The organism is Burkholderia sp. Ac-20379 (assembly GCF_017104645.1).
Lineage (GTDB): Bacteria > Pseudomonadota > Gammaproteobacteria > Burkholderiales > Burkholderiaceae > Burkholderia.
This window is the reverse complement of record NZ_JAAGPF010000235.1, coordinates 1-11,740: the sequence shown is the minus strand read 5'-3', so window position 1 is coordinate 11,740 and position 11,740 is coordinate 1. Positions and strand designations below refer to the sequence as shown.

Annotated in this window: 10 protein-coding genes, 1 pseudogene and 1 riboswitch; of the genes and pseudogenes, 6 read left to right on the top strand and 5 right to left on the bottom strand. The window is 68.8% G+C overall.

Annotated elements, in window-relative coordinates; translation table 11 throughout:
* Positions 1-59: 59 nt before the first annotated feature.
* Both G3N92_RS24050 and G3N92_RS24045 read right to left on the bottom strand, forming a co-directional pair.
* Positions 60-656: pseudogene (locus G3N92_RS24050) on the bottom strand (iron chelate uptake ABC transporter family permease subunit); the annotation flags it as partial.
* Positions 657-751: 95 nt separating this feature from the next.
* Positions 752-2,713: a TonB-dependent receptor gene (locus G3N92_RS24045; RefSeq protein ID WP_206130084.1), complete on the bottom strand. Its 1,962-nt coding sequence runs from the start codon at positions 2,711-2,713 to the stop codon at positions 752-754.
* Positions 2,714-2,780: 67 nt separating this feature from the next.
* A riboswitch (cobalamin riboswitch) is annotated at positions 2,781-3,049 on the bottom strand.
* Positions 3,050-3,232: 183 nt separating this feature from the next.
* On the opposite strand from G3N92_RS24045, the gene G3N92_RS24040 reads away from it, so the two are divergent.
* The 4 genes from G3N92_RS24040 (at position 3,233) to G3N92_RS24025 (ending at position 5,629) form a co-directional block, all read left to right on the top strand.
* On the top strand, positions 3,233-3,589 hold the full coding sequence (locus G3N92_RS24040; RefSeq protein WP_206130083.1) for an ATPase: 357 nt from the start codon (positions 3,233-3,235) through the stop codon (positions 3,587-3,589).
* Positions 3,586-3,900, top strand: coding sequence for a cell division protein ZapA (locus G3N92_RS24035; protein ID WP_206130082.1), 315 nt, complete (start codon positions 3,586-3,588; stop codon positions 3,898-3,900). The genes G3N92_RS24040 and G3N92_RS24035 overlap by 4 nt, the downstream gene beginning before the upstream one ends.
* A 383-nt stretch (positions 3,901-4,283) precedes the next feature.
* Entirely contained in the window at positions 4,284-4,745 is a 462-nt protein-coding gene (locus tag G3N92_RS24030; RefSeq protein ID WP_206130081.1) for an EVE domain-containing protein, read from the top strand.
* A gap of 182 nt (positions 4,746-4,927) precedes the next feature.
* On the top strand, positions 4,928-5,629 hold the full coding sequence (locus tag G3N92_RS24025; protein WP_206130080.1) for an SIMPL domain-containing protein: 702 nt from the start codon (positions 4,928-4,930) through the stop codon (positions 5,627-5,629).
* Between the two features lie 118 nt (positions 5,630-5,747).
* Here the strand turns inward: G3N92_RS24025 and lgt are convergent, their stop codons facing one another.
* Together lgt and G3N92_RS24015 are read right to left on the bottom strand one after the other, a co-directional pair.
* On the bottom strand, positions 5,748-6,638 hold the full coding sequence (lgt, locus tag G3N92_RS24020; RefSeq protein WP_206130078.1) for a prolipoprotein diacylglyceryl transferase: 891 nt from the start codon (positions 6,636-6,638) through the stop codon (positions 5,748-5,750).
* A 92-nt stretch (positions 6,639-6,730) separates the two neighbouring features.
* Complete coding sequence (locus tag G3N92_RS24015; RefSeq protein ID WP_206130077.1) at positions 6,731-7,645, bottom strand: LysR substrate-binding domain-containing protein; 915 nt, start codon at positions 7,643-7,645, stop codon at positions 6,731-6,733.
* A 130-nt stretch (positions 7,646-7,775) separates the two neighbouring features.
* On the opposite strand from G3N92_RS24015, the gene ilvD reads away from it, so the two are divergent.
* Both ilvD and G3N92_RS24005 read left to right on the top strand, forming a co-directional pair.
* Positions 7,776-9,449 carry a dihydroxy-acid dehydratase gene (gene ilvD, locus G3N92_RS24010; protein ID WP_206130076.1) on the top strand — a complete coding sequence of 558 codons (1,674 nt, stop codon included), beginning with the start codon at positions 7,776-7,778 and terminating at the stop codon, positions 9,447-9,449.
* A gap of 164 nt (positions 9,450-9,613) precedes the next feature.
* Positions 9,614-9,940: a c-type cytochrome gene (locus tag G3N92_RS24005; RefSeq protein WP_206130075.1), complete on the top strand. Its 327-nt coding sequence runs from the start codon at positions 9,614-9,616 to the stop codon at positions 9,938-9,940.
* 100 nt (positions 9,941-10,040) lie between these two features.
* Here G3N92_RS24005 and G3N92_RS24000 read toward each other — a convergent pair.
* A partial coding sequence (locus tag G3N92_RS24000) for a DUF2486 family protein (RefSeq protein ID WP_206130074.1) occupies positions 10,041-11,740 on the bottom strand: 1,700 nt, incomplete at its 5' end.

The window sequence follows — 11,740 nt, the reverse complement described above, 5'->3', positions numbered from 1 at the left end:
AAAATCACCGTCCCCCCACACCTCTTCCCTCACCGACGCTCTCCCGACCCCAGCCGGACCACGATGCCGCGCAGCCGGTTGTCGGGCGCGATCGACAGCATCAGCGTGACGAGCGCGCCCAAGCCGGCCGCGATCACCACGCCGGTCAGCAGCAACCTCGGGGACGCTTCGCGCGACGCGCCGTGCAAGCCACCGCCGCCCTGCACGAGCGTGCGGCGCGCCAGACCGAGCACCAGCGCGATCGACAGCAGCGCGCCGGCAAACGACGCCGCATCGACGAGCCACCACGCGCCGCCCGCGATCATCGCCGCGAGCGCGAAGCCGGCCGCGCCGCCCGACACGCCGAGCACATACGGCTCGGCCAGCGGATTGCGCAGCAGCACCTGCAGCAGCGCCCCGGCCAGCGCCAGCAGCGCGCCGCAGCCGAAGCCGGCCAGCGCGCGCGGAAGCCGCAGGCTGCGCACGAGCTGGCCCGTCAGCGGATGGCCGCCCGCCGGCGCGACCACTGCCGCGAGCGCGCGCCACGGCGACACCGGCACGCTGCCGGGCGCGAGCGACGCCACGAACACGAGCGCCGCCACCACGGCGAGCCCGGCCCAGATCGTCGCGGCGCGCTCGCGCGTCATGGTCGCCGCGCGCGGCGCCGGGGCGCTCATCGACGGCTCCGTGCGCGGCCCGGCACGCGGCGCATGCCGTCATTCATGCCCTGCCCCATGCTCGGCCCCATGACCCGCCCCATCGCGCGCCGCCGTCATGGCTGACGCCAGCCGATCGTGACGTAGGCGCCGCGTCGCGGCGTGTTGTACGCATAGGCAAGCTGATAATCCTTGTCGAACAGGTTGTCGAGATGCGCGCTGACGTACCACGCCTTCGTGATGTCGTAGCGCATCGTGAGATTCACGACGCCGTAGCCGCCGAGCCGCTCGCCGAAATCGTCGCGCGCGCCGCTGACGAGCCATTCGCCGCCCACGCGCCAGCCGCCGAACGGATGGCTCGCCGAGACCGCCGCGAACCGCCGCGCGCGCCGCACGAGATCCTGATCGGCGCTCTGGTCGACCGGGTTCTGCAGCGTGGCCGACACGCGCAAATCGGTGCGCCCGAGCTGCCCCTGCCACGATGCCTCCAGCCCCTGCACCTTGGCGCGCCCGACGTTCTCGGCCGTGTAGATGAAGCCGCCCGCGCCCGGCACGTATTGGATCAGGTTCGCGTAGCGCGTCTGGAACAGGTTCAGGCGCAGCAGGCCGAGCGCATCGGACGCGTATTGCAGGCCCGCTTCCACCGAATGGCTGCGCTCGGGCAGGATCGCCGGATTGCCCGACAGCGGATAGTACAGATCGTTGAAGGTGGGCGCGCGAAACGCATCCGAGTAGCTGGCCGTGACCTTCCAGTGCTCGCCCAGGTCGAGCCCGTAGCCGAGATAGTAGCTGTTGGCGCCGCCGAAATCGGAATAGTCGTCGCGCCGCACGTTGGCCTGGAACTGGCTGTTGCCGATGCGCCCGGTATAGCCGAGCCAGCCCGAATTCACGTGCCGCTGCGGCGCCGAGTAGACATCCGAATCGAACGACTGGTCGAGCCGCTCGTAGCCGGCCTGAATCGTCTGGCCGCGCGCGATCGTGAAATCGTTCTGCCAGGTGTACTGGCGATTGTCGGTGTTGAAACGATCAGTGTAGGCGCCGTTCAGCCAGTTCTGGCTGCGGTCGTTGCCGGTCGACACGCGCAGGCGGGTGGCCCACCAGTCGGCCAGCTTGCCGTCGGCGAAGGCCGAGATCTGCTGCACGCGGCTGTAGAGCGTATTGAGATCGGCGGGCGCGCCGTAAGCGTTGTCGAAGCTGTTGGTGTCGTTCGCCTGGAACCAGCTCACGCCGGCCGTCCAGCCGTTCGCGAAGCGATGCCGCAGCGTGGCCGACACGCTCTCGTTCAGGTTGCCGTTCGCGTTCGGATTCGCGCCGGGCTGCAGCGCCGGATCGATCGCCGAGAAGCCGTCGGTCTTCTCGCGCGACAGCGACAGCGAGAACGTGGTGCGCCCGTCCGCGTCGAGCCGGCCCGACACGCCGGCGTGTTGCGATTGCGTGTGATAGCTGCCGTAACCGGCCGAGAAATCGAAGCGCGGCGGATGATTGCCGCCGTCGCGGGTGAACACCTGCACCACGCCGCCGATCGCGCCCGAGCCGTACAGCGACGACACGTTGCCGTTGACGATCTCGACATGATCGATCTGGTCGAGCGGCAGATCGACGATCTGCGCCGCGCCGAGGCTGCCCGAATCGACGCGCACGCCGTCGATCAGCACCAGCGATTGCGTCGATTGCGCGCCGCGCAGGAACAGCGTGGCCGTCGCGCCGGGGCCGCCGTTGCGCACGATCTGCGCGCCCGGCGCGAGCGCGAGCAGGCCCGGCAGATCGGTGGCGCTGCTGCGGGCGATGTCGTCGCGCGTGAACAGCGTGGTTTGCGGCAGGGCGTCGGCGAGCTTCTGCGGGCCGCGGCGCGCGGTCACGACCACGGGGTCGAGCGCGGTGGTGGCGGCAGGAGCCGACGTTGCTGCCGCCGTCGCAGTTGTGGACGCGGGTGCGGTTGAATTCGCGGCGGCGCTTGCCGCCGCACCCGCTGGCGCGACGGGGGCGGAAGCCGCCTGCGGCGCATCGCTCTGCGCGTTCGCAAGACAAGGCAGCCCGCACGTCGCGATCAACGCGGCGCGGGCAATCGGGGTTCGCATCGGGCACGTCCTGTAGACCAGCGCGGCGCCTGCCTCCCCGCAGGTCCCGCCTCCGGAAGCCGCGCGCGGCGCGCTTCCCCGTTTCGGCCGGTATCCGGGCTGGCGACCGGCGCGCCCCGCCTTCCCGCGCGCGAGACTGCGCAGTGGCCACGGCCGCCATGCGGCCGATCGAGGGACGGCTTGCGCCGGCATGCCTGCTTGCCGCCGACGCGGTCGCTTACCGTTGCGGGGGCAGCGCAGGTTGGCGCACCGTTCGCGGCGTCGCACCCTGCTTCCCGTTTAACCGCGCGCCACGCCAAGGCATGGCGCGCGAGCACCGAAGCGGCGCCAGTGTAGGAGCGGCAAAACAGCGAGTCAAGAAAACCGCCGGCGCGGCCATCGCGTCGCAAGACGCATGAAATACCGTGTTTTGCAGCGCATTTCACGCCAGGAAGGGGGGTGTTACGTCTGGATACGTTACAAAAGCTGGTACGGCGGGCTTTCCGCGCTAAAATGCCGGGTCTTTAGAGGACGCAGCAAATGCTTAACGAACTCGAAACCCTTTCTCAGAATATTGGCCGCCTGATCGCGCTGAACCAACGCCATCACACGGAGCGGCTCGCGCTCGAGGAACAGGTCGCGCAATTGCGCGCCGAATCCGAAGCCGTGCGCGTCGAGCTCGAGCAATTGCGCGATGAACGCAATGGCCTCGTCTCCGAGCGCGACACGCTCTCCGCGAAGATCGACGATGCGCAGATCAAGCTCAACGCGATCCTCGAAAAGCTGCCGCGCGGCAGGCAGGCCGCCGACGGCGAGAGCCAGCTCGACCTGCTCGGTGCCGCGGAACCGGCCGGCGGCAAGGATAACGGCGCGGCCAGCCACGGAGAACATGCATGACCACGAAGCAGATCGAAGTTTCGATTCTCGGCCAGTCGTATCGCCTCGCCTGCTCGCCCGAAACGGAAGCGGCGCTGCTCGAGGCGGTGGCGCGCGTCGATGCCGAGATGTCGAAGATCCGCACCAACAGCTCGGTGCGCGGCACCGATCGCATCGCGGTGATGGCGGCGCTGTCGCTCGCTTCGGAGTTGCTCCGCCTGCAACAGAGCGTTCGTCACGGCGAAGCATTTCCCGCGGAAGAAATCCGGCGTACAATGCGCCACATGAATGAACAGCTCGGTGCGGTACTGGCCCAGCACGAGGCGCGCTGAGCGGCTCGTCGGAACGGCCCGAGGGCTCACCGAAGTAAGCGGTTCATGAGGATCCGGTTCACAAGATCGAATCCGCAAGGTTCTCTCAGCTTCCCTGCCTGGTTCGCCAAGGTCATATATTCCTTGAACCAATAGCCTTTGTGCACGGTTGCGGAAATTTGTAGCACGGGCGAGCGCGTCACTCTGTCTGATGTACCCGAAGTGCTGCTAACTGCGACCAATTCTGAACCCCTGGTTCAGGATGCCGGCCTAGCGGCCAAGGCGGGGACCTATTCAACGGCATCGGGCCAAGCGCCCGGTGCCGTTTTTCATTGGCGGCCGCGTTTTCTCGCGTCGACGCCGCCGTCGTGCCCTTCCTGCCTTCTCTTTCAGCGGACGCATCCATGCAATTCTGGCTGATGAAATCCGAACCGGACGAAGCGAGCATCGACGATCTCGCCCATGCGCCGCAGCGCACGCTGCCGTGGACCGGCGTGCGCAACTATCAGGCGCGCAACTTCATGCGCGACACGATGAAGATCGGCGACGGCGTGCTGTTCTATCACTCGAGCTGCCCCGAGCCGGGCATCGCCGGGCTGGCCGAAGTGTCGTCCACGCCCTACCCCGATCCCACCCAGTTCGATGCGGCCAGCCCGTATCACGATCCGAAGTCGACGCAGGAGAACCCGCGCTGGACGCTCGTCGACGTGCGCTTCGTCAGGAAGAGCCCGCTGATCGCGCTGGCCGCGCTGCGCGAACACGACGAGCTGGCCGACATGCGCGTGCTCGCGAAAGGCAACCGCCTGTCGATCACGCCGGTCACGCGCGCGGAATGGCGCTTCATCACCGAGAAATTGATGAAGTAACGCCGCCGCCACTGCGCTGCGTCAGACATCGTCAAATCGCCGGCACGGCATCGGAACTCCACCGGTCTTTCATCTGCCTAACGCTCGCGCGATCGCGGGCCACGGCTGCCCGCGGTCGCCTCGACAAGACGCGCGGCCCCGGCGAACCTGCCTCGCGCCGCGCACCAACAGGAGCTCATACGATGAAAAAATCCGCTGCCGCACTCGCACTCGCGCTGTCCGCCCTGATCCCCGCCGCGCAGGCCCAGGTCGCGCCGGAGCCGGCCGGCGTGCTGTCGCTGTCGGCGCAAGCCAGCACCGACGTGCCGCAGGATGTGGTCGACATCACGCTGTTCTACGAACAGGAAGCGAAGGATCCGGGCAGCCTGACGGCCGAACTGAACCGCCGCGCCGATGCGGCGCTGTCGCGTGCACGCGGCGTGTCGGGCGTCACGGCGCGCACCGGCGGCTTCTCGGTCTACCCGAGCACCGATCGCGACGGCAAGATCTCCGCCTGGCGCGGCCGCACGGAAGTCGTGCTGGAATCGCGCGATTTCACGGCCGCCTCGAAGCTGGCAGGCGATCTGTCGAGCTCGCTGCAGGTCGGCAACGTCGCGTTCTCGCTGTCGCCGGAAGCGCAGCGCACGGCCGAGCAGAAGCTCACGACGCAGGCGATCCAATCGTTCCGCGACCGCGCCGCCGAAGCGGCCAAGGCGTTCGGCTACAGCGGCTTCGCGATTCGCGAGGTCAACGTGGGCGGCGGGCGCAGCGTGCAGCCGTATCCGCGCATGATGGCGATGGATTCGGCGCCGATGATGTCGGCCAAGGCCGCCGCGCCGATCGCCGTGGAAGGCGGCAAGGCCACCGTGACCGTCAACGTGAACGGCTCGGTGCAGATGAAGTAACGAAGCCAAGCGGGCGGCGCGCATCGGCGCGGCCCGCAAAATAAATGGCCCGACCGGCACACGCCGGTCGGGCCATTTTCATATCGGGCGTCGGATCCGGGCAGATCCCGCACCGCGCTCAGGCCGCCGCGCTGCGACGCCCCTTGCGATACGACCACACGAGCAGCAGCACGCCGGCCACCACCATCGGCAGCGACAGCCATTGCCCCATCGACAGCCCGAACGCCAGCAGGCCCAGGAAATCGTCGGGCTCGCGCGCGAATTCCACCGTGAAGCGTGCCAGGCCATACCCGATCAGGAACAGCGACGACACCGCGCCCACCGGACGCTGCTTGCGCGCGAACAGGAACAGCACGAGGAACAGCGTGATGCCTTCCAGCGCGATCTCGTACAACTGCGACGGGTGGCGCGGCAGCATCTGATACTGCAGGAACACTTCGTTCAGGTTCCACTTGGCGGCCAGCGCCGGATGCTGCGACAGCCAGATCGCGTCGTCGCGCGAGGCGCCCGGGAACAGCATCGCCCACGGTGCGTTCGGGCTCGTCACGCGGCCCCACAGCTCGCCGTTGATGAAGTTGCCGAAGCGGCCGGCGGCCAGCCCGAGCGGCACCATCGGCGCGATGAAGTCCGTCACCTGCAGCCAGGTGCGCTTGCGCTGCCACGCGAACAGCACCATCGCGAACAACACGCCGAGGAAGCCGCCGTGGAACGACATCCCGCCTTCCCACACGCGGAAGATGTCGAGCGGATGCGCGAAGTAGTAATCGGCCTTGTAGAACAGCACGTAGCCGAGACGCCCGCCCAGCACGACGCCGAGCACGCCGTAGAACATCATGTCGTCGATGTCCTTGGCGGTCCAGCCTTGCGCGGCAACGTGCGGCAGCTTCAACCGCACGCGGCCGACGACGATCGCGGCGATGAAACCGAGCAGATACATGAGCCCGTACCAGCGCACGGCCAGCGGTCCGAGATGAATCGCGACGGGGTCGAAATTGGGGTGAATGATCATGAGTCGGTGTGGAGGGTTGCTGAATCGGTGCGGCCTACGTGAGCCGCGCCTGCCATTTGACGTTCGTGCCGCGCGCGCGTTCGCCGCGCATCTCAATCGGTGGCCGCCAGACGCCGCACGATGTCGACGAAACCCGCGAGCACCGGGCTGACTTCCTGCGTGCGCCAGACCAGGCCGGTTTCGACGATCGGCGCGCCGCCCGCGAGCGGACGGTAGGCCACGCCCGTGCGGCGCAGGTTACGCAGCGATTGCGGCACCAGTGCGACGCCCATGCCGGCCGACACCAGGCTGACGATCGTCTGCATCTGGATCGCCTCCTGCCCGATGCGCGGCGTGAGGCCGAGCGCGCCGTAGCAGCCCGTAATGATGTCATAAAAGCCGGGCGCCAAACGACGCGGGAAGATCACGAGCGGCAGATCGGTCAATGCATCGAGCCGAACCGGCTCCGCCTCGGCCCCCGGCGCGGCCTGCTCGGGCATCGCCAGCACCAGCGGCTCGCGCGCCACCGTCAGATAGGACAGCCCCGCCGCATGACGCGGCGGCAGCGGCGCGATCACGAGGCCGGCGTCGATCCGGCCGGCCGCCAGCATCTCCAGTTGCACGTCGCTGGTCGCCTCGGTCAGCTTGAGCCGCACGCGCGGGTAGCGCGCGCCGAACTCGCGCAGCAGCGCGGGCAACAAGCCATAGTCGGCCGTCGAGACGAACGCCAGCGCCAGCGTGCCGGCCTCGCCGCGCGCGAGGCTGGTGGCCAGCGGCGGCAGCGCTTCGGCCGCCGCCAGCAGCCGGCGCACCTCGGGCAGCAGCGCCGCGCCCACGGCGGACAGCTCCACCGAGCGACGCGTGCGCACGAACAGCGCCACGCCGAGCGCCTCCTCCAGCGCGCGGATCGCCTGCGACAGCGGCGGCTGCGTCATCGACAGCCGCGTGGCCGCGCGGCCGAAGTGGCGCTCGTCGGCCACGGCGACGAAATAGCGCCATTGGCGCAAATCGGGGGTCGGGTCAGCCATGTCTGATATGTTTTGCGACTCAATAAGCGACGAATAATATATTGGACACGCATCTTCGGACACACCATCCTTGCCTGATCCCCGGCCGCACCGCGCAGCCGGTCACGAGAATCCCGAGATGGAGCCCCTCATGTCCCACAACCGTCGCTCGAAAAACATCACGCAAGGCGTCGCCCGCTCCCCGAATCGTTCGATGTACTACGCGCTCGGCTACGAGAAGGCCGATTTCGACAAACCGATGATCGGCATCGCCAACGGCCACTCCACCATCACGCCGTGCAACGCGGGCCTGCAGCGGCTGTCCGATGCGGCCGTCGAGGCCGTCAGGGCGGCCGGCGCGAATCCGCAGATCTTCGGCACGCCCACCATTTCCGACGGCATGTCGATGGGCACCGAGGGCATGAAGTATTCGCTCGTGTCGCGCGAGGTGATCGCCGATTGCATCGAGACCTGCGTGCAGGGGCAGTGGATGGACGGCGTGGTGGTGGTCGGCGGCTGCGACAAGAACATGCCGGGCGGCATGATCGCGCTGGCGCGTCTGAACGTGCCGGGCATCTACGTGTACGGCGGCACGATCCGCCCCGGCAACTGGAAGGGGCGCGACCTGACGATCGTGTCGGCGTTCGAGGCGGTCGGCGAGTTCACGGCCGGGCGCATGACCCAGGAGGATTTCGAGGGCGTCGAGCGCAACGCCTGCCCGTCCACCGGCTCGTGCGGCGGCATGTACACGGCCAACACGATGAGTTCGTCGTTCGAGGCGCTCGGCATGGCGCTGCCCTATTCGTCGACGATGGCCAACCCCGATCAGGAAACCGTGGATTCGGCCGCCGAATCGGCGCGCGTGCTGGTCGAGGCCGTCAAGCGGGACCTGAAGCCGCGCGACATCATCACCCGGCGCTCGATCGAGAACGCGGTGTCGGTGCTGATGGCCACGGGCGGCTCGACCAACGCGGTGCTGCACTATCTGGCGATCGCACACGCCGCCGAGATCGACTGGACCATCGACGATTTCGAGCGGATCCGCAAGCGCGTGCCGGTGATCTGCGACCTGAAGCCGTCGGGGCGCTTCGTCGCGACCGATCTGCACAAGGCGGGCGGCATTCCGCAGGTGATGCGGATCCTGCTCGACGCCGGGCTGCTGCACGGCGATTGCCTGACCATCACCGGCAAGACCATCGAGGAGACACTGCGCGACGTGCCGCCCGTGCCGCGCGCCGATCAGCAGGTGATCCACCCGATCGACCGGGCGCTCTATGCCGAAGGGCATCTGGCGATCCTCAAGGGCAATCTGGCCGAGGACGGCGCGGTCGCCAAGATCACCGGCCTCAAGAACCCGGTGATCACCGGCCCGGCGCGCGTGTTCGACGACGAGCAGAGCGCGATGCAGGCGATCCTCGACGACCGGATCCGCGCCGGCGACGTGGTGGTGCTGCGCTATCTCGGCCCGCAAGGCGGCCCCGGCATGCCGGAGATGCTCGCGCCGACCTCCGCCATCATCGGCAAGGGGCTCGGCGAATCGGTCGGGCTGATCACCGACGGGCGCTTCTCGGGCGGCACGTGGGGCATGGTGGTGGGGCACGTCGCGCCCGAGGCGTTCGCCGGCGGCACGATCGCGCTGGTGCAGGAAGGCGATTCGATCACGATCGACGCGCACCGGCTGTTGCTGCAACTGAACGTGGACGAAGCCGAAATCGCGCGCCGCCGCGCCGCCTGGCAACGCCCCGCGCCGCGTTACACGCGCGGCGTGCTGGCGAAATTCGCGGCGCTCGCGCTGCCGGCCAATCGCGGGGCGGTGACGGGGTAAACGCGGAAGGCTCGCGGGCCGAAGCGAAGTCCGACGCGCAGCGGGAAGCGCAGCAGGATGCGCAGCAGGATGCGAAGCAAGCGGCGAGGCGCACGGAAGCCACGCACCTTTGCTTCTATAATGCGCGGACAGCCAGGCCGGCCCACGAGCCGGCGGAGACCCCTATGAGAATCATGCTTTTGGGTGCGACGCTCGTTGCGCTGCTGGCATCGAGCGCCCCCGCCATCGCGCAGCAATCGGCCAGCGGCCCCGTGCTGGCGCAACGCAAGAATTGCATGGCGTGCCATGCGATCGCCAACCCGTTGATGGGCCCGTCGTTCCATGCCATCGCCGATCGTTATCTGCCACGCCCCGACGCCGTCGACTATCTCGCGCAAGCCATCATGCGCGGCAGCGTGGGCGTATGGGCGTCGGTGCCGATGCCCGCCAACACGCAGGTGACGGGCGACGAGGCCCGCACGCTGGCGCAGTGGATTCTGACGCTGAAGTAAGGCGCGAGTGAAAACAAACGCCGCGCGGCCTGTCGGGCATCGCGCGGCGTCGGTTTTCGTGTTGCTTTTGCTTTTTGCGTTGCCGTGGCGACGTGCGGCGTCAATGTTCCGACGTCGGCGCGTTGCGATGCGCCAGCGCCTCTTCCACGGCCTCGCCAACCCAGCGCTCGATTTCGGGTGCGAGCGCCGACACCACCTGCTGCGACACTTCGCCCACCAGCCAGGCCGCGTGCTGCTGCACGACTTCGCGGCTGCGCGCATCGATCAATTCACGCCCCTCGCCTGACAGATAGGCGCTCACGCGCCCTTGCAGACGCTCGGCGATCCGGCGCGAATCGATCTTGAGCGGCGGGGGCTGGGGCACGACCAGGGATTCGCTGTGGCGCAGTTCGGCCGGCAGCGGCGTTTCGACGTCGGCGAAACGCGGGGGCACCGGCGTCGCGGCATCGAACGGCGTCAGTTGCGCGAAGGCCGGCGGCGGCAGCGCATCGGTGCGATGCAGCGCCGATTCGGTGCGATCGGCGAGATCGTCGGGCGGGACTTCGGCGGGCGCTGCGGGCGCCGGGGCCGCTTCGTCATCGGGGAGATTCAGCGCGTAGGCGAGCGGGCCGCTGTCCGGGGCGTCGTGCTCGTCGTCGTGGATGACGGTCGAGACGTCGGCGTCGGCCTCTGCGGCGACCGGCGCCGGCTCGTGGACAGGCAACGGTTCGGGCTCGGCCGCGAACTCCTGCGGCACGGCCGGTTCGGGCGCGACGAACAGGGCTTCCGCCGGCGTCGGTTCCGGCGCCTCGGCCGGCTGCTCGTGCAACGCGAGCGGCTCGGGCATCGACGCGAATTCCACCGGCACGGCGGGTTCCGGCGCGACGAAGGCGGCTTCGGGGGCAGTCAGGGCTTCTTCGGGCTGGGCGTGAGCGGCCGGCGCTTGCGGAGCCGATTGCTCGGGCTCGGAGGCGCTGAAAGCGGCCTCGGGACGTGCCGGCTCGACCGGCGGCGCCATCTCGCGGAATTCGAGCGGTTGCGGCGCGGTTGCCGGCTCGTGCGATACCGGAGCGGATTCGAGGGCGGCGGCCGGTACTTCGGCCTGCGTCGGCTCTGTCGCGCGATGGGATTCGAGCGGATGCGGCGGCGCCGCCGATTCCGGTGGCAGCGGCTCGGGTTCGGACTTGTGAACCGCTAACGGCGCTTCGTCGTGCGACGGCTCGACTGGCTCCGTCGCCGGGTGCGATTCGATGGGTTGCGGCGTGGCCGACGGTTCTTGCGGCACCGGCTCGGGTTCGAGCGCGACGAACGGTGCTTCGGCTGGCGTCGGGTCGGCCGGCTCCGGCGCAGGATGCGATTCGACGGGTTGCGGTGCGGTCGACAGTTCCTGCGGCACCGACTCGGGCTCGCGGGCCACGAACGGTGCTTCGGCTGGCGTCGGGCCGGCTACGTGATGCGGTTCGAGAGGCTGCGGCTCCGCCGCCAATTCCTGCGGCACCGGTTCGGGTTCGGGCGCGACGAACGGTGCTTCGGCCTGCGTCGGTTCGACCGGTTCCGTCGCAGGATGCGATTCGCCGGATTGCGGCGCGGCCGACAGTTCGTCCGGCACCGACTCGGGCTCGCGGGCCACGAGCGGTGCTTCGGCTGGCGTCGGTTCGACCACGTGATGCGGTTCGAGAGGCTGCGGCTCCGATGCCAATTCCTGCGGCACCGGTTCGGGTTCGGGCGCGACGAACGGTGCTTCGGCCTGCGTCGGTTCGACCGGTTCCGTCGCAGGATGCGATTCGCCGGATTGCGGCGCGGCCGACAGTTCGTCCGGCA